This is a genomic window from Nocardia aurantiaca (assembly GCF_009708175.1).
GTDB lineage: Bacteria > Actinomycetota > Actinomycetes > Mycobacteriales > Mycobacteriaceae > Nocardia > Nocardia aurantiaca.
Map to the genome: position 1 here is coordinate 14,202 of NZ_WMBB01000011.1, position 19,934 is coordinate 34,135.

21 protein-coding genes are annotated in these 19,934 nt (G+C 66.5%); 9 read left to right on the top strand and 12 right to left on the bottom strand.

The window, feature by feature from the left end:
- Positions 1-85: 85 nt before the first annotated feature.
- The gene (locus GLP40_RS22980; RefSeq protein ID WP_328290548.1) at positions 86-694 is read left to right on the top strand and encodes a TetR family transcriptional regulator; all 609 of its coding nucleotides are present in this window, start codon (positions 86-88) and stop codon (positions 692-694) included.
- A gap of 22 nt (positions 695-716) precedes the next feature.
- On the opposite strand, the gene GLP40_RS22985 is transcribed toward GLP40_RS22980, so the two are convergent.
- Positions 717-2,666 carry a GMC family oxidoreductase gene (locus GLP40_RS22985; RefSeq protein WP_154790077.1) on the bottom strand — a complete coding sequence of 650 codons (1,950 nt, stop codon included), beginning with the start codon at positions 2,664-2,666 and terminating at the stop codon, positions 717-719.
- 124 nt (positions 2,667-2,790) lie between these two features.
- On the opposite strand from GLP40_RS22985, the gene GLP40_RS22990 reads away from it, so the two are divergent.
- Entirely contained in the window at positions 2,791-3,090 is a 300-nt protein-coding gene (locus tag GLP40_RS22990) for a pyridoxamine 5'-phosphate oxidase family protein (RefSeq protein ID WP_328290549.1), read from the top strand.
- A gap of 255 nt (positions 3,091-3,345) precedes the next feature.
- Here the strand turns inward: GLP40_RS22990 and GLP40_RS22995 are convergent, their stop codons facing one another.
- From GLP40_RS22995 to GLP40_RS23010, 4 genes are all read right to left on the bottom strand, one after another.
- Entirely contained in the window at positions 3,346-3,777 is a 432-nt protein-coding gene (locus tag GLP40_RS22995; RefSeq protein ID WP_154790079.1) for a hypothetical protein, read from the bottom strand.
- Positions 3,778-4,374: 597 nt separating this feature from the next.
- Complete coding sequence (locus GLP40_RS23000) at positions 4,375-4,725, bottom strand: hypothetical protein (protein WP_154790080.1); 351 nt, start codon at positions 4,723-4,725, stop codon at positions 4,375-4,377.
- A gap of 127 nt (positions 4,726-4,852) precedes the next feature.
- Positions 4,853-5,044: a hypothetical protein gene (locus GLP40_RS23005; protein ID WP_154790081.1), complete on the bottom strand. Its 192-nt coding sequence runs from the start codon at positions 5,042-5,044 to the stop codon at positions 4,853-4,855.
- Between the two features lie 104 nt (positions 5,045-5,148).
- Positions 5,149-6,549 (bottom strand): ABC1 kinase family protein, encoded by a 1,401-nt coding sequence (locus GLP40_RS23010; RefSeq protein WP_154790082.1) that lies wholly within the window; start codon positions 6,547-6,549, stop codon positions 5,149-5,151.
- Between the two features lie 156 nt (positions 6,550-6,705).
- On the opposite strand from GLP40_RS23010, the gene GLP40_RS23015 reads away from it, so the two are divergent.
- A complete protein-coding gene (locus GLP40_RS23015; RefSeq protein WP_154790083.1) occupies positions 6,706-8,256 on the top strand; it encodes an acyl-CoA carboxylase subunit beta in 1,551 nt (516 codons plus the stop codon).
- 173 nt (positions 8,257-8,429) lie between these two features.
- Here the strand turns inward: GLP40_RS23015 and GLP40_RS23020 are convergent, their stop codons facing one another.
- Together GLP40_RS23020 and GLP40_RS23025 are read right to left on the bottom strand one after the other, a co-directional pair.
- The gene (locus tag GLP40_RS23020; protein WP_328290551.1) at positions 8,430-9,857 is read right to left on the bottom strand and encodes a lipase family protein; all 1,428 of its coding nucleotides are present in this window, start codon (positions 9,855-9,857) and stop codon (positions 8,430-8,432) included.
- A 136-nt stretch (positions 9,858-9,993) separates the two neighbouring features.
- Positions 9,994-10,845: an acyl-CoA thioesterase domain-containing protein gene (locus GLP40_RS23025; protein ID WP_328290552.1), complete on the bottom strand. Its 852-nt coding sequence runs from the start codon at positions 10,843-10,845 to the stop codon at positions 9,994-9,996.
- Between the two features lie 136 nt (positions 10,846-10,981).
- Between GLP40_RS23025 and GLP40_RS34025 the strand changes: the two genes are divergently transcribed.
- On the top strand, positions 10,982-11,908 hold the full coding sequence (locus GLP40_RS34025; protein WP_230329847.1) for a hypothetical protein: 927 nt from the start codon (positions 10,982-10,984) through the stop codon (positions 11,906-11,908).
- A gap of 331 nt (positions 11,909-12,239) precedes the next feature.
- Positions 12,240-12,488 (top strand): hypothetical protein, encoded by a 249-nt coding sequence (locus tag GLP40_RS23040; protein ID WP_154790085.1) that lies wholly within the window; start codon positions 12,240-12,242, stop codon positions 12,486-12,488.
- A gap of 131 nt (positions 12,489-12,619) precedes the next feature.
- Here the strand turns inward: GLP40_RS23040 and GLP40_RS23045 are convergent, their stop codons facing one another.
- Together GLP40_RS23045 and GLP40_RS23050 are read right to left on the bottom strand one after the other, a co-directional pair.
- Positions 12,620-13,507: a helix-turn-helix domain-containing protein gene (locus tag GLP40_RS23045; protein WP_154790086.1), complete on the bottom strand. Its 888-nt coding sequence runs from the start codon at positions 13,505-13,507 to the stop codon at positions 12,620-12,622.
- 85 nt (positions 13,508-13,592) lie between these two features.
- Positions 13,593-13,823: a DUF397 domain-containing protein gene (locus GLP40_RS23050; RefSeq protein WP_154790087.1), complete on the bottom strand. Its 231-nt coding sequence runs from the start codon at positions 13,821-13,823 to the stop codon at positions 13,593-13,595.
- Between the two features lie 430 nt (positions 13,824-14,253).
- Between GLP40_RS23050 and GLP40_RS23055 the strand changes: the two genes are divergently transcribed.
- On the top strand, positions 14,254-14,445 hold the full coding sequence (locus GLP40_RS23055; protein WP_230329848.1) for a hypothetical protein: 192 nt from the start codon (positions 14,254-14,256) through the stop codon (positions 14,443-14,445).
- Between the two features lie 133 nt (positions 14,446-14,578).
- Complete coding sequence (locus GLP40_RS23060) at positions 14,579-14,872, top strand: hypothetical protein (protein ID WP_154790088.1); 294 nt, start codon at positions 14,579-14,581, stop codon at positions 14,870-14,872.
- A 76-nt stretch (positions 14,873-14,948) separates the two neighbouring features.
- Here GLP40_RS23060 and GLP40_RS23065 read toward each other — a convergent pair whose 3' ends face one another.
- The gene (locus GLP40_RS23065) at positions 14,949-15,725 is read right to left on the bottom strand and encodes a GntR family transcriptional regulator (RefSeq protein WP_154790089.1); all 777 of its coding nucleotides are present in this window, start codon (positions 15,723-15,725) and stop codon (positions 14,949-14,951) included.
- 170 nt (positions 15,726-15,895) lie between these two features.
- Here GLP40_RS23065 and GLP40_RS23070 point away from each other — a divergent pair, with 170 nt between their 5' ends.
- Entirely contained in the window at positions 15,896-17,902 is a 2,007-nt protein-coding gene (locus GLP40_RS23070) for an APC family permease (RefSeq protein ID WP_328290553.1), read from the top strand.
- A gap of 3 nt (positions 17,903-17,905) precedes the next feature.
- Here GLP40_RS23070 and GLP40_RS23075 read toward each other — a convergent pair whose 3' ends face one another.
- Together GLP40_RS23075 and GLP40_RS23080 are read right to left on the bottom strand one after the other, a co-directional pair.
- Positions 17,906-18,610: a polysaccharide deacetylase family protein gene (locus tag GLP40_RS23075; protein WP_154790090.1), complete on the bottom strand. Its 705-nt coding sequence runs from the start codon at positions 18,608-18,610 to the stop codon at positions 17,906-17,908.
- A 7-nt stretch (positions 18,611-18,617) separates the two neighbouring features.
- Positions 18,618-18,977, bottom strand: a complete 360-nt coding sequence (locus tag GLP40_RS23080; protein WP_230329849.1) for a winged helix-turn-helix transcriptional regulator — start codon at positions 18,975-18,977, stop codon at positions 18,618-18,620.
- A 59-nt stretch (positions 18,978-19,036) separates the two neighbouring features.
- Between GLP40_RS23080 and GLP40_RS23085 the strand changes: the two genes are divergently transcribed.
- Complete coding sequence (locus GLP40_RS23085) at positions 19,037-19,804, top strand: SDR family oxidoreductase (RefSeq protein ID WP_154790091.1); 768 nt, start codon at positions 19,037-19,039, stop codon at positions 19,802-19,804.
- The last annotated feature ends 130 nt before the right edge of the window (positions 19,805-19,934 follow it).

Below are 19,934 nucleotides of genomic sequence, written 5' to 3' on the forward strand. Positions count from 1 at the left end.
TTTCCGAAGAACTGTATCCATTAGATACACTGTGATCCAGTCTGTCAACGACGGGACGAAAGTTGAGCTCATGTACCATCGGGACGTGGTTGAAGCGCCGAGTTTCCAGACAGAGATGCGGCAACTGCTGCGCGGTCGGATCGTCGAGGCCGGGCGACGCATCGTCATCACCGAGGGCTGGGGCGCGGTGAACATGTCGCGGCTGGCCAAAGAGGTGGGCGTGAGCCGGCCGGTGCTCTACAAGGAGTTCGCCAACAAACACGAGCTGGCCGAAGTGGTGATTCGGCAGGAAGTCGACGAATTCCTGGTCGGCATCGCCGAAAGCCTGGCCGCGTATCCGTCGGACGTGGCAGCGGGAATGACGCAGGCGGTCGAGTTCACGCTGCGGACGGGCGCGGACAACACCTTGCTCAAAGCCGTCCTGGCCGGGCGGTCGGCGACCGACACCACCCTGCTCCCGGTGCTGATGACCGAGACCGAACCGGTGCTCGGCCGCGCGATCACCGCGGTGTCGGCCGCCATCCGAACCCAGTACGGGCTCAACGGCATGGACGACGACGAACTGACCTCGATGACCGAGGTCCTGGTCCGGCTCGCCCTGAGCCATCTGTTCCAGCCGACGGGCCCGATCGACCGGGCCGTCGGCCAGATCCATCGGGTGATCGTCGGCGCTTTCGGCGCGGCATTGAAATAGCCTGCCGCGCCGCGGGATCGGGCTAGGACAGCCGGGCCACGAGCCGGGTGGCGTTCATGTGGGCGATGGCCTCGATGCTGACCATGGGGTTCACGCCGGAGGCGGTCGGGAAGCAGGAGCCGTCGGCCACCACGATATTCGGGACATCCCAGGTGACGCCGTCGGGATTGGTGGCCGAATCCCTGGGTGAACCGCCCATGCGGGCCGACCCCATGATGTGCAGCGCACCCATCGAGCACCGGCCCGGCGCGTACCCGGCCGCGGCGGCCTGGGCGGCGAACTCCGCGTGCGAGCCGCTCACGCCGGGCTCGTAGCCGACTCCGGCCTGGTGCCCGGAGAAGATGCGCTCGGCGCCGGCCGCCTCCAGAATGCGTGCGGCATTGACGATTCCGGTGTGCATGTGGACGGCGTCGCGGGCGGAGACGCGGTAGCGCACCACCGCTTCACCCTTGCGATCGGTCTCGACCGACCCATGGTCGCGGTCACGGGTGATGACGCCGACGGCGACGGTGTTGGCCAGTTTCAGCATGCGGTCGCGGTGGGCGGCCGCGCCGGTCCAGGCCTGGAAGCCCACCGACATTCCCGGGGTCATGGGCCCGGTCTCGTAGAGGACGCCGTAGCCGTTCCCGTCGAGGTCGCGGTCCTGCTTGGAGTAGCGCGTCTGCAGGCCGCCCTCCCAGGGGCGGATGTCCTCGTCGAAAACGCCGAAAACCGCTGTGGCCGGATGCAACCGGAGGAAGTCGCCGATCGCGCGGTTGGCCAGGCCGGAGCGCCGCAGCAGGGCGGGGGTCTGAATGGCTCCGGCGGCGACCACCACCGCGCGGGCGCGCACCCACACCGAATGCCCCTCCGCCGTCACGGCTTCCACACCGGTGGCGCTGCCATTGCTGACCACGATGCGCCGGACATCGGTGCCGACGAACAGTCGAGCGCCCGCCTCCGCCGCGTCCGCCAGCCAGGTCTTGACGACCGACTGCTTCGCTCCGATCCGGCAGCCGAAACCACAACGCCCGCATTCGATTCCGGCATCGCAGTGGGTGACGTTGCGGGGCAGCGGCTCGACGTGCCAGTCCAGCTTGCGCAGACCGCGCTCGAGAATCTCGTCGCGGTGCGAGACGGGCGAATGGTCGAGGTTCACACCGAGGCGCGACATCACGGCGTCGAGGGCGTCGGTGTACTCCTGCTCGGCGAACTGCCGCGCCCCCAGTCCGGCCCATTCCTCGCGGATATCGTCCGGGGTAGGGAAGGAGGTGGTCCAGTTGACCACCGTGCCGCCACCCAGCGCCGCGCCCGCGACCAGCCCGAGCTGTCCTTCGGCCGTGGCGGCCGGGCCAGGGGCGTACAGCTTCAGGAAGCCGTCCTTCTCCCCGAGACCGAAATCCGGGTCGTCGTAGTACTCACCGCGTTCCAGCACCACCACGTCGAGTCCGGCCTGCGCCAGCACCGCCGCGGCCGTGCCGCCGCCCGCGCCGGACCCGATGACGACCACATCGCACACGACGGTCGTGTCGGCATCCGGTCGTTGCGGGCTCAGCCCGCGTTTCGCACCTTCGACCGGCCCGAAGGCGGGCGGAATCCCGATCCGTTGCCACACCGGACTGTTCCCGGTGGGGCCCGGCGTCAGGTAGTAGGAGGTGACCGCCGCCCCCTTCAATGCCTGGAACAGTGCCCGCTTCTTCTCCATCCGCGAATTGGCCATCCCGAGCAGCCACCGCTCCCGCTCCTCGGCGCTCAGTCGCGAGAACTTCCGCCACCCCGCGCCATTGAGCAACCCGAACAGTCGCGAATCCCACACGCGCATGAGCAGTTCGAACTGCCGCCGCTCCGTCTCCCGCGGATTGCGCCCGAGCAGCTCGGTCACGGTGTCGATCACTCCGAGTTCGGAGGCCGCCGGCAGATCACCCCCGTCCCCCGGCGCAAAGCTGTCACAAACCATTCCGAGTACGGCACGCCGCGCCGCGTCTGAAGCCATGTCGCCATCATGCGCCACACCCCCGCCGCTGTCCCGGCAATTGCGGCACACTGCCCTCACTTGCGTTGCAGGAATACGATCAGGCTCGAATCACCCCATCCGCACGAACCGGTCAGGACCATTCGTGACACTCGAACAGAACTGGGATCGCATCCGCGACACCGTGTCCCGCGCCGGGCACTGTGCCATCGCCTCGGTGGATAGGGACGGTTCGCCGCATGTCACACCGATCGGCACGTTCTTCCTGCGCGACGATGCGACCGGGTTCTACTTCGACCAGTACACCGAGGCACTGGCGCGCAATCTGGAAACAGAACCGCGTATCAGGAAAGCGACTTCGCGCGATAGTTGTTCGTGCTACGGATGTGAACGACAACGACAAGGATCTCTCGGTCCTGAAGACCCTCGCGGTCGGGGCCGCTGACTCCAATGGCAGAGCGACTGTTTCGCAGTAGAGTACGTCGCCGGGTTCGCGTCCCGTCCGGTCCGCTCTGTCTGGCAATAATGAGCACGCCGGACTTCGACACTGCCGCAGAACATCAAGGCGTCAGCTTCGAAATGACTGCTGACGCAAAAGATCTCGCGGGCTGCCGTAACCGATCAGTTACCGCACCACACTCCTGTCGGAGGCGTCGGCGGATTCCGCGTTTCGCGCATTCCGCCGTGGGACACACGGTTTTCATTGCGTCCGGGCATAGTTGAATTTCCTGCTGCTCTGGTCCAATGAGATGAAAGTCCCGACGATGGTTCCGGGCGCCGGGCACTGGAAGCTCGTGCTCTTCACCATCGCCGTCGCATTATCCGGCCGCGCGCTGTCCTCGCCGCTGTCGGTCATACGCAAGGTGGCGTAGAACCCGCCGGACGGAATGACCGCGTAGATCCCCTCGCCGCGGCCGAACCGGGCGCTGCGGAACGCGATGCCGCCCGCGCCGTCGAAACTCAACGTATTCGAGGCATCCTCCACCGCGGCGAACTCACCGCGAAAGTCCCCGAGGCCCGCGCCGCACGTTCCGGCGCCGGCGCCCAGCGGCGCATTGACCGTCACCACGGCGGAAACAGCCAGCATGAGCGCTGCCGCCGCAACGATTCTCGAACCCGGCCCCGCGGTCATTGAACCACCTCCCGATCATATGGTTCCGGGCAGTGAACAACAGAGTCGGGCAAATCCTCCGCAGACACGCCGTTTCGTCATCGAAACGTGCGCTGACACAGCCCAACACGGTCATATCCGAAAATGATACTTTTCGACCGATTGGTCTTATTGCGCCACAGCAGAATTCGCGGTGTTCAACACATGAGGTCCGCGACATTCCCGGGCGACATGACCTCCCACAAATTGCCTCGAGCTGGTTGTACCGTCGTACTCCATGACACGAAAGAAAGCCATCGGCCTGCTCGTCGGTGCATTCGTTTGTGCCGCGGTATTCACGATGAACCCCTCCGCGGCATGGGGTTCCGGTGACATCGGAACGCCACCCGGGGCTCCCGGAGCCGCCGCTCCCAACGCCCCCGCCGGAGTCGTCCCCGGAGCTCCCGCACCGGAAAGGATCATTCCGGTCCCGCCGCCCTCCGGCGGATTCCTATGCCCGACCCCCTGACAATTCCCGCTCCCACCCATTCCCACTACACGGCTCGTGCCGCAGCCCAAGCGAGAAGGGTTTCCGGCACGAGCCGCCTCTACCCCTGGATTCTGGCCGTCAGCGCCGACTCAGGCCGCGAGCGCGGACGACAGCTGCCGCAGCACGACCTGCGGATCGGCGACATCCACCACCAGCCGGGTGATATCCGATCCCGCCAGATCGATCAGCACGCTCCGACCGTCGAACCGCGTATCCCAGAATTCCTTACGACCCTTCCCCCGGAAGATGCCCGCGGCGATCACACCCGGGAAAAAGGTTCCCGGCGCCCGCACCCACGGCGGGCGCAGATCCACCGGCGCCGGCGCGAGAGCGATGATCTGGGACAGGTCGAAGCTCACGTGATCGCGCAGCGCGAGCAGACGGTGAGCGCCGATGACCCGCACCGTCACTGTGGTTCCGGTGACCTCGATTTCGACCATTCCGCACCTCACACGCTCGCCCGACACTGTTGCCGTCATCCACGGTGCCGGGCGAATCTGGTCGTAGCCTGAGCGTTTCCTGGCTCTTCTCTCAGGCTTTCACAGCGAGGCGCTCACGCCTTCGTGGTCAGGTCCGCGACCATCCGCGTCGCCTGTGCTCGCGCCTCAGCGCGGAACTCCTCGACCCCTGCCCGGCCCGGTCGCGATTCCCGGCGCGCGCCCGGGCCACCGAGGCCGACCGCGCACTCTGCTCGGTCCGGTTGCGGGCCTCGTCCAGGCGACCGGCGACCATCTCGGCGAGGACGTCCTTGTTCGTCATCGTTCTTCTCCTTTTCCAGTGCCGGAGCCGGAGTTCGCGGCGGTGAGAAGAACGATGGCGGTCGCCCTCGACAGGCCGCCGACGGCAGCTACTCGGGTGGGCTGTCAGTCGGCAGGGAGGGTGACGCCCTCGTCGGCGGCCTTGGCAGCCACCTCGGCCGGGAAGATATTGCGGAACAGGTACAGGTCCCGGCCGAGCTTCCAGCCGGGGGCCAGGGCCACCGCGTAGCGCTCGAAATAGCCGAGCTGCTTGCCCATCAGGACCAGCTGCTGCGGCCCGGAAGCACCACGCCGCTTGCCGAATTCCAGCAGCCGGGCCGAGACCACGCCGAGGTCGAGCTTGTCGAGGCTGCCGGAGAGCACCGGGCCCAGGGCCACGGCGAGCTGCCGTCCGATGGTGGCGTCGTCGCTGTCGTCGTCGACCAGATCCAGCTTGCGCAAGGCGCGGGCGACGGGACGGAAGTCGTTGTCGATCGAGCTGGCATAGAACAGCGCGCGCACGAAGTCACGCCACTCCGATTCCATGCGGCCCACAATGCCGAAATCGAGCATGGCGACCCGGCCGTCGTCGAGCAGCCACAGGTTGCCGGCGTGTACGTCGCCGTGGAAAAGCCCGTGCACCGCAACCGATTCCATCCACGCCTTCACCAGACGGCGGATCAGCAGCTCCGGCTCCGGATGGGCCTCGCGAATGTCGTCGAAGCGGTCCAGCGGCATGCCCCGCATGCGCTCCATGCACAGCACACGCGGCGCGCAGTAGTCCCAATACACCTCGGGCACGGCCACATTGGTGTTGTCGCCGAAGGCGGACAGATGCTCGCGGGCGCGGGTCTGATTGTCGGCCTCGATGAAGAAGTTCAATTCGGCGACCGTCGCCTCGTACAGATCCCGCACCACCGCCTGGGCATTGGCGACGCGGGCGTTCTCCGACCGCTTCTCCAGCGCGCGCGCCAGCCGCATGGCCGCGCGCAGATCCACGATCATGCGCCGGGCGATCTCGGGCCGCTGCACCTTCACCACCGCGGGGCGGCCGTCGGCCAGCACGCACGCGTGCACCTGCGCGATGGAGGCCGCCGACAGCGGCTCGTCGTCGAACTCCAGGAACAGCTCCGAGATCGGCTTGCCGAGATCGGCCTCGATGATGGCGCGGGCATCCGCCGACGGGAAGGGCGGCACATCGTCGAGGCAGCGCAGACAGGCGTCGGCCAGCTCGCGCGGAAACGCGCCGGGGGAGGACGCGATGAGCTGGCCCAGCTTCACGAACATCGGGCCCAGCGTCTCGAAGCCGTTCACCACGCCCTCGGCCGCGGCGCGCTTGCGCTTGGAGGGACGCAGGCCGCCGCGTACCACGCTGCTCATGACCGAGCCGCCCAGCACCACGCCGACCATGGCGGTCCGCCACCACTCCGAGAACCCGAAGGTGTCGAGGTCGGGCCGGATCACCTCGGGCGTCCCCGCCCGCACAGTCATGGGTGAACTCACAGGCGGCAGTGTATCGCTGACCATGGCGACCTTCACGGTACGGGGCCGCGCAGGTTACCCGGGCGTTCAGTGGTTAGAAGGGGGACGCGCGAGGTACCGTGGGCGGTCGAGTCGCGATCCGGCTCGCCGCGGGCCGGGATCGGGCTCGGCCGATGATGGTGGAAAGGCAAGACCTACGTAATGACGGGTACAGCGGAGAAGCTGGCGGAACTGCGCAAGCTCCTGGAGATCGCCGAAGAACCCACCGGCGAGAAGGGCATCCAGAAGCGACTTGCCAAGGGCATCGCCAGCGCCCGAGAACGGGTCACCATGCTGCTGGACCCGGGCAGCTTCGTCGAGATGGGCGCGCTCATGCGCCAGCCCGGCTCGCCCAATGCCTACTACGGAGACGGTGTGGTCACCGGCCGCGGCACCATCGACGGCCGCCCGGTCGTGGTCATTTCCCACGACCCGACCGTGCACGGCGGGTCGGTCGGCGAGAGCTTCGGCCGCCGGGTCCGCATCGCCATGGAGTTCGCGTACAACAACGCCTGCCCGGTGGTGGTCATCAACGACTCCGGCGGCGCTCGCATCCAGGAGGGCGTCACCTCGCTGGCCTGGTACGCCACCATGTGCCGGCTGCAGGAGGACCTGTCGGGCTACGTGCCGATGGTCGCGGTCATGTTCGGCAAGTGCGCGGCCGGATCGGTATACGGCCCGGTCAATATGGATGTGCTCGTCGCGACCGACAAGTCGTACATGTTCGTCACCGGTCCCGAGGTCATCAAGGGCATCACCGGTGAGGACATCAGCGCCGAGGAGCTGGGCGGCGCGGCGGTGCAGGCCCGCAACGGCCTGCTGCACCACGTGGCCGACTCCGAGGCCGCGGCCCTGCAGTGGGCGCGCGAGTATCTGAGCTACATGCCGACCAGCTGCCTCGAACAGCCTCCGATCGTCAACCCGGGCCTCGAACCCGAGCTCACCGACTCCGATCGCGAACTGGACCGGATCATCCCGGACTCGGATCGCCAGGGCTACGACATGCACGAGGTGCTGCTGCGCCTGTTCGACGACGGCGCGTTCCTCGAGATCGGCGAGGGCGCCGCGCAGAACCTCATCACCGGCTTCGCCCGCGTGGACGGCCGCCCGGTCGGCGTGATCGCCAATCAGCCCATGGTGCTGGGAGGCGCGCTGGACGCGGCGTGCTCGGACAAGGGCGCGTACTTCATCCGACTGTGCGACGCCTTCAACATCCCGCTCGTCTATGTCGTCGACACCCCGGGCGTGCTGCCCGGTGTCGAGGAGGAGCGCCTGGGCGTCATCAAGCGCGGCGGCCGCATGTTCCGCGCGCTCATCGAGGCCACGGTCCCGATCATCACCATCGTGACCCGCAAGGCGTACGGCGGCGGCTACGCGGTCATGGGCTGCAAGCAGCTCGGCGCGGACATCAACCTGGCCTGGCCGACCGCCCGCATCGCGGTCATCGGCGCGGACGGCATGGTGACGGTCACCGGGAAGAAGACCCTCGCCGCCACCCCGCCGGAGCAGCGCGAGACCGTGCGCAAGCAGATGGTGGACTTCTACAACGCGCTCATCGACAACCCGTGGGTGGCGGCCGAGCGGGGCTACATCGACGCGGTCATCGAGCCCTCGGCCACCCGTCTGGAGATTCGCAAGGCGCTGCGCCTGCTGCGCGACAAGAACGCCGTGCGCAAGCCCAACCCGCGCAAGCACAACCTGTTCCCCATGTGAGCAACTTCGACTCTCGGGGCACTCAGGGATTCCGCTGAACCTCTTTCACGAGACCCGAAAGGGCTTCCCGTACGAAGCCCTTTCCGCCACTCAACCTTTCTCCGCGGTCCCGGCGGCATCAGTGTCGGTGAGGACAGGGTGATCGGCCGGTGTGAGGAATGGGTTGCCCTCGTTCAGCATTCGTTGGGAGCGGGTATGCCCTGCAATCTCTGGTCGAGCCAGGTCAGGGATTCCGGAAAGCCGGTCGCGGCGGCGATGAAGTGCTCGCCGAAGACGCTGCGGTAGACCGCGGGCACCCCCAGGGAGCATTGCTCCTCGTAGAGGTTCTTCGCGCCGACGGCCGGCACCCAGAACTCCTGTTCACCGTTGTAGATGAACAACGGCACAGGCGATTTCTTGCCGTCCATGCGCGTGATGCCGTAGATCTCATGGGCCAGATCACTGTTCAGGGGATCCGGGATATTGGCCGCGATGTCGATGGGCAGTTGCAGCACACCGGGTATCGAGAAGACCTCGCTGCACTGGCTGTTGAGCACCGACACCGCCGCCCACTGCGCCAGATGGTTCATGCGAGCGAGGATTTCGGGCCGCTCACGGCCGATGCCGAAGACCGCGCCCAGGAACACCCCCGAGGCCAGATTGGCGTTCATGGAGTGGGCGAGCAGGCTGAAATCGGCGGGCACGCCGCCCAGGGCCGCACCGACCACCACGTCGGATAGCTCGGGCGCGTACTCCGACATGAGCTTCACCGCACCGTTGGTGGCGATGGCTCCGCCGGAATAGCCGATCATGCCGAACTTGCTGTCGCCCAGCTCATCCGGCAGCTGATTGCGCACCGCGCGAACGGCATCGAGGACGGCGTGCCCGGCCACGATGGGCTCGGCGTAGGCCATGCGCGGGCCTTCGTGATCGGTGATCAGGACCGCGTAGCCGCGCAGCAGCGCCAGTTGAGTGGTCGGCAGGATGTACCCGGTGAAGTTGGAGGCCCGGGAGAACCCGTGCGCCAGTGTGTAACTGGGGTTGCAGTCGCGGCCCAGGGCGTCGATGGGGAGGTTGTTGACCACCACCGGCCGCTCCCCCGCCCCGGTCCAGTAGCCCACGGGCAGTATCAGACTGGCGATGCCGTAGGACGGGTCGTCGTGCGAGTCGTTGGTGCGGTACTTCAGCTGCAGCACCTGCCGCACCGGCACGATCAGGGTGGGTGCGGCCGTGGCGGTTACGTCGCGGACCGAGACGATGCCGCCCGGATCGACGGCGTCGAGCCCATCGGGCCAGTCGTCGACGAAGGAGTCACCGATGGCGGCGGGCATGGCCGCGGCCCGCAGTGCCGCCAAACCCGGTGTCAGCGCGGCGGCGTCGACCAATGGCGAGTCCGCCTGGGCCGGTGTCAGGACAGGCGCGGGAATCACCTCGTCGATCCAGCGCTGGATATCCGGCAACGAAGGCAGCGAGATACCTGGCGGGCCGGGCGGAATCGGCGCCGTTCCGGTGTCGAGTGGCTGCGCGAATGCCGGTGCGGCACCATGACCGACGATCGCGCACCAACCGATCATCAAGACACCGGCGATATTTCGCACGCGACGCAGCACGACACCCCTCACGATCAGAATTGTCGACGGTCCGGGCAGCCCCTCATCTCTCGCGCGCCTGAGCCTACTGGGGCACTCTGATCCGCCACCCCCGGACTTGTTGGTTCGTCGCCACATCGAGACCGGGTCGTAGCCGGAGATCGGTGTTTCACATCTTCCGGCGCATCACCATGTCCAGCTGTGCATTGCTGATCTGGCGTCCGGCATTGGACACCGAGGTCACCATGCAGCTGCCGAAGGAACCGGCCCGGTCGAACAGGGTGGCGACGCCCACCGCCAGGCCGCGCTCGCTGAAGTGGCTGTCGGCCTCCACTCCGATCTCGGTGCCCTCGGGCTGCCGGGACAGGCCCATCGTCATATCGGTATTGATGAACCCGATGCCCTTATCACCCCAGTTGGTCATCATGCTGGTGGCCTCGGCCACGACGGCAACCCGCACGAACGGGGTCAGCTCCTCGCCGGTCACCACCCGAATCGGGTTCTGCCAGGTGCGTTTCCGGTGGCTGTTCTCGTGGTCGGTGGGCACCGAGTTCCAGACCGGCGAGTCCTCCCCACTGTTGAACAGCGGCGTCCGCGGCAGCGCCGAGGGCGGCGCGATCTCCAGCGACGGCGGCTGCGGCTCCCGCTCCCGGCGCCACAGCTCCCCCGGCGGCTGTTCGGCGGGCTGCAGCAGCACCGCGGTGGCCCGCGCGGCCACCGTGCCGCCCTGCACCACGCTGACATCCGCGACCCGGATCCGCCTGCCGTCGCGCACCCGCACGGTCGGGGTGGTGATGTGCTCGAAGCGGGCCGCGCTGAACAGGTCCACGGTCAGCCGCACCGGTACGAACCCGTCGCCGGCGTGCCCGCGCTCGAGCTCACGCGCCAGCAGACCGGTCAGGGCCGGGCCCACCACCTGCGCCGAGGACCATTGGCTGGCCGCGAACGACGTCGGGAAGAACCCGCCGTCCACCTCGTCGAAATACGCGGGCACATCCACCACGGCACCGGCTCCGTCCACTCAGGTTGATCAATCCACTTCTTCCCAGACCTAACACACCCGGGAAACCCGCACCAATCCAGGGCCCGCTGGATGGGCCCGATCCGGCGCGCGGCGGTCCCGGATCAGGCCGCGATATCACGGGTACGCCACGCGTATGGTCCGCACCATCGACCGGCTGCTCGGCACCCTCACCCGCACCGTCCGCATCCTGCAGGACAACGACATTCCCTGCGCCCTCACCGGCGACTGCGCCGTGTACGCCCGCGGCGGTCCCGTCGCCGGCCCGCATTCGGAGGTGGACGTGCTGCTGCGGCCCACGGATGTGGCGCGCGGGCTGAGCCTGCTCGCTGCCGCGGGACTGCGGCCATCTCGGCAGACCGCCGACACCGAGCGGACCACGCTGTACGACCGCGATATTCGCGTCGATCTGGTATTCCGGCCCAACTACCGCCCGGTCACCGACGAACTGCTGGCGCGGGCCGAGCCGCTGCCCATCGGGTCGGCCGCCGCGCCGGTGGCGACCGTCGCCGACTTCCTGGTGGATGAACTCATCGTCGCCGATCCACACCGTCTGGATTTCACCCGTCTGCTGCACATCGCCCGGGAATTGCGCGAACAGGTCGATTGGGGCGGCTCGTGCGGGCCGAAACGGCGGCCTCGCCCTACGCGTGCGCGTTTCTCGGCCTGCTGGACGATCTGGGCATCAGCGACGGCCGCTGTGAACACGGATCTACAACCGTGTGATTCACTCGTGCCGGCCGGGGTATCCGGTTGTTATCGCCTCCGCATTACCTCCGGAGAAAGGACAGTATCGATGTCTGTCACTCCGCCCGTCTACGACGACATCCACAATCCCCCCGACGACAGCCGCAATCTCCCCGGACCGATTCTGGCCGCCGCCGGAATCGTCGTATTCGCAGTGGCTTTGACAACTGCGGGCTACGACGCACTCACCTGGAGCGCGCTGTGCGGGCTGGCCGGGGCGCTCTGTCTGCGCTTCGGAATCGGCCTCATGATCATCGAACATCGCCGAGTCAAGGCCGCGATGCGGCAGGACTCCGCCTATCAGGACCGAGTTTGATGCCCGCCACGGCCGAGTTTGATCTTCCGCTAATTCCTGGATAAGCGGAGCATTCCATTCCCGCCAGAACTTTCGATCGGAAGTACTGGGAAAGTTCCGCTCGGTTCGACCGCAACCCTTCACCAACCCTTGTATCGCAAACTCATAGCATCCCGAAAATCGGTCTGGCGCTGCGAATTCGATGTTGCAGATGTGCTTGCATCTGCGCAATGCACGGTCATAGACTCTTCGTGCAAGGCACCAATAAGGGGACAACCAGAGAGCCGAGCGGTGAATCACCGGCGATTCTTCGCCCACGGTTAGCCGTCGGCCTGGCATCAGGGGCGTTCGAATGAACCAGCCAATCAACCTCAGCCGACTCGGGTTTGCCGACAGAAGTCAGCCGGAGCAAACCTATTCACGTGAGACGGCAACCGATTTCGTAATCCGCCAGGTCGAATCCACTGGAGCGGCCACTCGGTATGATTTCGACATCGAGCGGATCGTCACCACGGCACATGCCATGGTGAACGACTGGGATCTGCACACCATGCAACCGGAGGCGTTCTGGCGTATCGCCTCCAGCTTCATCAGGCAGTAGTCCGAATCCGGCCGTGCCGCAGGCCGACTCGTCAGGTTGGCGGCACCTGATAGGGGCCCCGTGAGGGGCCCTTATCCGTATGTCCGGTCCGGCGCTGCGAACCGGGCCGACGCCGCGAACCGGCACGGAGCTCAGTCGAGCTCCGCCGCAATCCTCGCCAGATCATCGCGGGAGCGTTCCGGCGGCTCCGCCTGCACGCTCAGCTGATCCATGACCTGTCGGTAGAGCTCCAGATCTTGGCGCCGATCCAGATACAGGGCGCTGGTCAGCTGCTCCAGATAGACGATGTCGGGGAGTTCGGGCTCGGCGAACCGGAGCATGGTGAACGAACTTCCCGCAGCCGCATGGCCACCCGCCGCGTAGGGCAGCACCTGGATGGTCACATTGGGCAATCTGGACATATCAATGAGGTGCTCGATCTGGCCGCGCAGTACGCCGGGACCGCCCACGGGACGGTGTAGTACCGCCTCGTCCAGGACGGCCCAGAAGCTCGGCGCCCCCTCGCGGGTCAGTAGCTCCTGACGGCGACGGCGCAGCGAGACGCGGCGTTCTCCATCCGCGTCGTGCCCCAGGGCAACGACCGAGCGGGCATAGTCGGGGGTCTGCAACAGACCCGGGACGAGCTGCCCCTCATAGGTGCGAATAGATTTCGCCGCGTGCTCGAGTCCGAGATAGGTTTCGAACCAGGGTGGCAGCAGATCGCTGTAGCGGTGCCACCATCCCGGCTGATTCGCCTTGCGAACCAGCTCGAGGAATTGCTCGCGCTCGCCGGGATCGTCAACGCCGTACAGCGCCAACAGATCCCGGATGTCACGCTCCTTGAATCCGGTTCGCCCGAGCTCCAGGCGACTGATCTTGGCATGGGATCCGCGGATGTGATCACCCGCGGCTTCCCGCGTAATGCCCTTGAGCTCCCTCAGCTTTCGCAGTTGGCTGCCGACCGCGATACGCAGTGCAGTCGGGCCACGTTCGGCGACAGCGGAATCCGCCCGACCGTGGGCAACGGGTTCTGCGATCATGGGGTCCACTCCGATGCTCGATTTGCCGGCAGTGGACTCACAACCGTCTGTCGCGAACCACCGCGCCGATTGCTAATGCTACCGCTCAGCGCGCGAGGTCGTCGAATTCTCCACTCTTCGCGCCGCGCAGGAACGCATCGATCTCCGGTCGCGTGTAGACGATCAGCGAGCCCTCGGGGTCGCGGGAGTTACGCACGGCCACCTGCCCGTCGGCAAGAGGCGCCATCTCCACGCAGTTACCACTGGGATTGCTGAAAGTGCTCTTGCGCCACAACAGGTTCGAGCGATCGATCGAGATTGCCGAGATGTCCGTCATTTCAGACTCCTTGCCAGTACCGCCCGCAGACGGTGGTCCCAGTACTTGCAAATGTTCGATCAGGTGTACTTACAGTTGCAACCGCAAGCTCGACGATAGCACGCAGATAGCCCGGGATCGATGCCTCGGCCTTGGCACATCCTTTGCAACACAACAGGTTTGATCTTGGTCGAGCGAAAGCCCAGGCGAAGTTGCGAAGGAACGCGGACAATTCCGGCTAGCCAGTTCCGTTCGTCCGGTTGCTCCGAGAACTCCGTGCCCGAAAAGTCACGTGACGCCGGATTTCGGCCGCTACAACGGACATTGGCGCGTGAGATACCCTGCGCGAGCGGCGGATGACGCCCATGCGAGCGTGCAGATGTGCTTGCATCTGCACGATCCGAGACCCTAAACTCGGTGAACCATCCTACTAATCGGCCAGAGGCATCCCATGACACAGATGCTTGCCCATTCCACCGCTGTCACGGCTCGGAACGATATCCCCCGCGATTGCTCGATCGAGCCGGGCACCCTCACTTATCGGCAGGCGCGCGCCATCCTGCGCGCGCACGACCAACACTTCGCCTGCCGACAGTACTTGGCGGCCATAGCCTATCTGTCCGCGGACAACGACGTGGACTGAGCGTTCCGGGCGCGCGGAATGGCCTTCGCGCGTCCGCGCCATGACCGTCAGATGCGCGACTTCCCTTGCGCGGCACCACGTCCGACGGGTACCCCGGAGATGGATACATGCCATCACATGGAAGAACGCCGAGATGTTTCTTACTGCCGCCCATGAGCTGCTGCCCCAGCTTCAGCACGCGCAGATCTTCAACCCCACGCCGGAGACCCCGCCGGTGGCCGACAAGCTCCTGCGGCTGGTCCGGTATTTCACCTGGTTCGTCCTGCTCTCCGGAGTGCTCGCCATCACCTATGCGGGCGGCCGCTTCGCCTGGGAGAAGTGGAGCGGGGGCGCGGTGCAGGCGCCCAAACAGGTGGCGGGCGCGCTCATCGGCGGGATCGTGGCGACGAGCGCGGGCACCATCATGAATGCCGTGATCGGGCAATGATTCCTGCCAACAGGGGTTGTCTGAGACGAAACCGACCTGTCGGATTTTAGGGCGTGATCGGTTCTTTCCAGCCTCTTCAGGCCGTCGCGGCCACCTCGTCGGCCGTCTCGGCCCCCGCAGCGCCGGCCAGTTCCTCGAAGCGCGCCACCACCTTTCGGTGATACATGCCGAACAGATCCTCGAACAACGCCAGCTGCGCCTGACTCGGACCGCCGTCGGATTCCCACACCGCGACCAGCGCCCGCCACACCAGCACGTGCAAATCCGGCGACACCGCGAAGTATGACTCGACCGCCTCCGGCACCTCGAGGACCATGTCGCCGATGGAGTTGAGCACCGCGCGCTGCACGGAGTGCCCGAGCGAGGTGAGCAGCCGGCGCAGCAGCCCGAGCTCGATGCTCAGCATCCGGCAGGGATCCGGGTCCGCGCCGCGGGCAAGGGTTTCCAGTTCATCGATCTCGGCCTTGAGGACCGCCGGATCGAGGGCGCGCTCACTGCCGGTGTAGGCGAGCAGCGCCTCGAGCGCGATGCCGCGTTCCTCGTCGACGATATTGCCGAACATCTCTGCGGCGATTTCCGGTTCAGGCATGGACAGCCGGAACAGCCGCCGGTACACGTCGACCCCGCCCTCGGCGCGCACGTCCCGGATGACGAATCCCTTGCCGCGGTGCGCGTCGACGAATCCATAGGATTCCAGCCTGCCCAGAATCAATTGCGCCGTCGCACGATTCAGGTCGAATTCGTCGGCGACCTGGCGGACGGACGGCATCAGACCACCGGGCTGGTACTCCCCGGATGCCACGCGACGCGCCAACTCGTCGGCAACGTCGGCGACGACCGTCCGGTCTCCCATCGTGTCACCTCTCCACAACCTTGTTTACGTCCCAGACAGTCTAGGTGGTTGTTGGATCAACCGCACAAGTCTCGCAGGTAGCAGGAAGAAGCGAACGGTTCGGTATATTTACGAAATCCATACAGCATGAAGGTCCGATTCATCCGGCTTCGCGCCCTAGGCTCCCCAGCGTGGTTTCCCCGATCGACGTAGCCAAACGACTGGTGCTCGGGCGTCCGTTTCGCAGCGATCGGCTCGGCGAGACATTACTGCCGAAACGGCTCGCACTGCCCATTTTCGCCAGTGACCCACTGTCGTCGGTCGCCTACGCCACGCAGGAGATCCTGCTCATCCTGACCCTGGGCGGGCTGGCGTACCTGCATCTGACGCCGGTGGTGGCCGGCGGCGTGGTGGTGCTGCTGGCGGTGGTGGCGCTGTCGTATCGGCAGGTGGTGCAGGCGTATCCGTCGGGGGGCGGTTCCTACGAGGTGGTGGCCGAGAATCTGGGGGCCATGCCCGGCCTGGTGGTGGCCGCGGCCCTGCTGGTCGACTACGTCATGACCGTCGCAGTCTCGGTGGCGGCCGGAGTGGACAACATCATTTCCGCCATTCCCGATCTCAATCCGTATCGGGTGGCCATCAATCTCGCATTCATCGTTTTCCTGACCGCCATGAATCTGCGCGGCGTGCGCGAATCCGGGCGCGCATTCGCGATTCCCACCTATGGATTCGTCCTCGGGGTGTTCGTGCTCATCGTGGTGGGACTGGGCCAGACCCTGCTGGGACACACGCCGGTGGCCGAGAGCGCGCACTATCAGATCCACGCCGAGCAGGTCGGGCTCTCGACCGCGGCCGTGGCGTTCCTGCTGCTGCGAGCATTCTCCTCCGGTTGCACGGCACTCACCGGAGCCGAGGCAATATCCAATGGGGTGCCCGCGTTCCGCAAACCCAAGGCGCTCAATGCCGCCCGCACCATGACCGCCATGGGCATCATCGCCATCGCCATGTTCTCCGGGGTGACGGCGTTGGCCATGATCACCAAGACCCGGGTGGTCGAGAACACCTGCGATCTCATCGGATTCGAAGGCGACTGCCACACCGACGCCCAGAAGACCGTCATCGCGCAGATCTCGGCGGCGGTGTTCGGCGGACACAGCATCGCCTTCTACTACCTGATGGTGACCACGGCGCTGATCCTGATCCTCGCCGCCAATACCGCCTACAACGGCTTCCCCCTGCTGAATTCGATCCTCGCGCAGCACCGTTATATGCCGCGGCAGCTGCACACCCGCGGCGACCGGCTGGCCTTCTCCAATGGCATCCTCCTGCTGGCGCTGGTGGCGGGCGGGCTCATCTACGCCTTCGACGGGTCCACCACGCGGCTCATCCAGCTCTACATCATGGGCGTGTTCACCTCATTCACGCTGTGCCAGACGGGCATGGTCAAGCACTGGAACAAGGAACTGCGCACGGTCGAGAGCCGGGCCGAGCGCCTGCGAATCCACCGGGCGCGCTTCATCAATGCCTTCGGCGCCTGCTTCACGGGCGTGGTGCTGGTGGTGGTCATGATCACCAAGTTCACCCATGGCGCGTACCTGGTGGTCATCGCCATGCCGGTGCTGGTGGCGGTCATGTGGCTGATCCACCGGCACTACTCGTCGGTGCGAGCGGAACTGGCCATCGACCCGGACGATCTGGAGACCCTGCCGGGGCGGGTGCACGCGCTGGTGCTGGTGTCGGGCTGGCACAAGGCGACCCAGCGCGCAGTGCAGTTCGCGCGCGCCACCAGGCCCGACACCCTGACCGCGGTGACGGTGAACGTGGACGACGCCGACACCCGCCACCTCGCCCAGGACTGGGACTCCAACCAGGTCGGAATTCCGCTGAAAGTCATCGAGTCGCCGTATCGCGAGATCACCCGGCCGGTGCTGCAAGAGATCAAGCGCCAACGCAAGTCGCGGCCCCGCGATGTGGTGAGCGTGTTCATTCCCGAGTACGTGGTCGGGCGCTGGTGGGAGAACCTGCTGCACAACCAGAGTTCGCTGCGGCTGAAGGCACGGCTGCTGTTCGAGCCGGGCGTGATGGTGACCAGCGTGCCGTGGCAGCTGCGGTCCTCGCACGCGCGGGCCACGCTGCGGGAGGAGCACACGCCCGGTGAGATCCGGCGCGGCATCACCGGACCCGGCGACGCGGCCTGACCGCTAGCGCGCGAGCAGCTCGGACACCGTGACGAAGCGGTAGCCCTGCTCCTTCAGTGCCCGGGCGATGCGGGGAATAGCGGCCAGGGACGGCGCGCCGCTCGCATACATGGTGTGCAGCAGGATGATCGAGCCCGGGCGCACCGTCGAAATAGTCTCCGTAACAATCTGGTCGGTGGTGGGCGCCTTGCCGGAATCGGGTTCGACGTCCCAGGTGACCGTGGTGCGATCGTGGCGGGACAGGTACCGGGGCAAGGCGAAGAGTTTCTTGCCATTGGGCGGGCGGAAGGTGATCGGGCCCTGGTAGCCGGTTTTCGCGATCTCGGCGTCGGTGCGCTCGACTTCGTCGCGCACGAAGCCCGGGGTCACGAAGACCATGCGCTCGTGGTGGTAGGTGTGATTGCCGATCTCGTTGCCGGAGGCGGCGATGGCCCGGCCCTGGTCGGGATGGGCGGCCAGTTCGCTGCCGATCAGATAGAAAGTGGCCGGAATACCCGCGTCGGCAAGGGTTTTCAGAATCTCCGGGGTGCGCTCGCCGGGACCGTCGTCGAGGGTCAGGGCGACGACCCTGTCCGTGGTGTCGACACGCGACACGATGCGGCCCGCCACCTGGTAGGTGCGCGAGTTCATGAGGGTGTACAGCCCGACGGAGATCAGGGCCAGCACCACCAGCGTGAGCGCGCCGCAGATGAGCAGTCTGCGTTTCATCCGATCCCTACGTCTCGTCGTATCCCCCGGCGCCGTCGAGGCTACCTGCCCAGCGCTCCGACCATCGCCATACCGGCTGCAGCGCGTAGCCCAATTCGCCTCCGGCAACGGTCAATTCATAGGACTTGTCCGGCTTCTTCTCCACCACACCGGATTCCACCAGTCGCTGCAGGCGCACCGACAGCATGCTCGACGAGCAATTGCCCATGCGGCGGCGCAGTTCCAGAAAGCCGAGCGGACCGGGTTCGAGCTCCCAGATCACCCGCAGCATCCAGCGCTGGCCGAGCAGGTCCATGGCGGCGAGCAGGGGTATGGCCGAGTCGTCGGCGCGGCTGTTGGCGGGCGGTGGCTGACTTGCGCTTCTCATTTCGAAGTACCAATCTAGTAGTTCTGAATGAGAAGCAGCACAGTGGATGGAGGTCGCGCATGGCAGCGACGGCGGAGACCCGGCGGCGAATCGTCCTGATCACCGGAGCCTCCCGCGGCATCGGCGCGGAAACCGCGCGGGTGCTGGCGGCACGCGGCGACCATGTGGTGATCAACTATCGGGAGAAGCGCAAACGCGCGGAGACCCTGGCCGCCGAGATCGTCGCCGCGGGTGGCAGCGCCTCGGTGGCGGGCGCGGATATCGCCGACCCGGACAGCGCATGCGCCCTCATCGACGCGGTGGTCACCGAGTTCGGCCGGCTGGACGTGCTCGTCCTCAATGCCTCCGGCGGCCTGGAACGCGACGCCGCGCCCGGCTACGCGATGCTCCTCAACCGCGACGCCCAGACTCGCCTGACCCGCCTCGCGCTGCCGCACCTATCGGAGAGCGGTCGCATCGTGTTCGTCACCAGCCACCAGGCGCACTTCTCCCCCACCCGCGAGGTGCCGCCCGGCTACGAGCCCATCGCCGCCAGCAAGCGCGCGGGTGAGGACGCCCTGCGCGGCATGATCGACGAATTCGCCCGCCGCGGTGTCGGTTTCACCGTGGTCTCCGGCGACATGATCGACGGCACCATCATCGTTCGCCTACTCGAACGCCGGGATCCCGGTGCGGTCACCGCCCGTCGCGACCAGGGCGGTCTGCCGACCGTCGAGGAATTCGCCACCGCCGTCGCCGACGCCACCACCTCGGTGACCGCACCGGGACACACGATCTACGTGGGCGGACACGACTACCTGTCCGAGGCGGTCGGCGCACCGGCCTGACGATCCGCGCCGCCGACGGCGAGGACCGGTCGGGGACTGCCGGGCGAGGGCGTGCGGCCGCGTGACGCGCCGGCAGGGGTGCGAAGTCGACCCGTCCGCCGCAATCCGCTTGGCCGGATCGGGTCGGCGG

What these genes read in the sequence shown, in the direction of transcription:
- GLP40_RS23045 (WP_154790086.1), bottom strand. Translation starts at nt 13,507, where the DNA reads ATGATCGCAGAACCCGTTGCCCACGGTCGGGCGGATTCCGCTGTCGCC.
- GLP40_RS23085 (WP_154790091.1), top strand. Translation starts at nt 19,037, where the DNA reads ATGGCAGCGACGGCGGAGACCCGGCGGCGAATCGTCCTGATCACCGGA.
- GLP40_RS23080 (WP_230329849.1), bottom strand. Translation starts at nt 18,977, where the DNA reads ATGAGAAGCGCAAGTCAGCCACCGCCCGCCAACAGCCGCGCCGACGAC.
- GLP40_RS23050 (WP_154790087.1), bottom strand. Translation starts at nt 13,823, where the DNA reads ATGACGGACATCTCGGCAATCTCGATCGATCGCTCGAACCTGTTGTGG.
- GLP40_RS22995 (WP_154790079.1), bottom strand. Translation starts at nt 3,777, where the DNA reads ATGACCGCGGGGCCGGGTTCGAGAATCGTTGCGGCGGCAGCGCTCATG.
- GLP40_RS23065 (WP_154790089.1), bottom strand. Translation starts at nt 15,725, where the DNA reads ATGGGAGACCGGACGGTCGTCGCCGACGTTGCCGACGAGTTGGCGCGT.
- GLP40_RS23015 (WP_154790083.1), top strand. Translation starts at nt 6,706, where the DNA reads ATGACGGGTACAGCGGAGAAGCTGGCGGAACTGCGCAAGCTCCTGGAG.
- GLP40_RS23060 (WP_154790088.1), top strand. Translation starts at nt 14,579, where the DNA reads ATGTTTCTTACTGCCGCCCATGAGCTGCTGCCCCAGCTTCAGCACGCG.
- GLP40_RS23005 (WP_154790081.1), bottom strand. Translation starts at nt 5,044, where the DNA reads ATGACGAACAAGGACGTCCTCGCCGAGATGGTCGCCGGTCGCCTGGAC.
- GLP40_RS23075 (WP_154790090.1), bottom strand. Translation starts at nt 18,610, where the DNA reads ATGAAACGCAGACTGCTCATCTGCGGCGCGCTCACGCTGGTGGTGCTG.
- GLP40_RS23040 (WP_154790085.1), top strand. Translation starts at nt 12,240, where the DNA reads ATGAACCAGCCAATCAACCTCAGCCGACTCGGGTTTGCCGACAGAAGT.
- GLP40_RS22985 (WP_154790077.1), bottom strand. Translation starts at nt 2,666, where the DNA reads ATGGCTTCAGACGCGGCGCGGCGTGCCGTACTCGGAATGGTTTGTGAC.
- GLP40_RS23000 (WP_154790080.1), bottom strand. Translation starts at nt 4,725, where the DNA reads ATGGTCGAAATCGAGGTCACCGGAACCACAGTGACGGTGCGGGTCATC.
- GLP40_RS23055 (WP_230329848.1), top strand. Translation starts at nt 14,254, where the DNA reads ATGACACAGATGCTTGCCCATTCCACCGCTGTCACGGCTCGGAACGAT.
- GLP40_RS23010 (WP_154790082.1), bottom strand. Translation starts at nt 6,549, where the DNA reads ATGGTCAGCGATACACTGCCGCCTGTGAGTTCACCCATGACTGTGCGG.
- GLP40_RS34025 (WP_230329847.1), top strand. Translation starts at nt 10,982, where the DNA reads ATGGTCCGCACCATCGACCGGCTGCTCGGCACCCTCACCCGCACCGTC.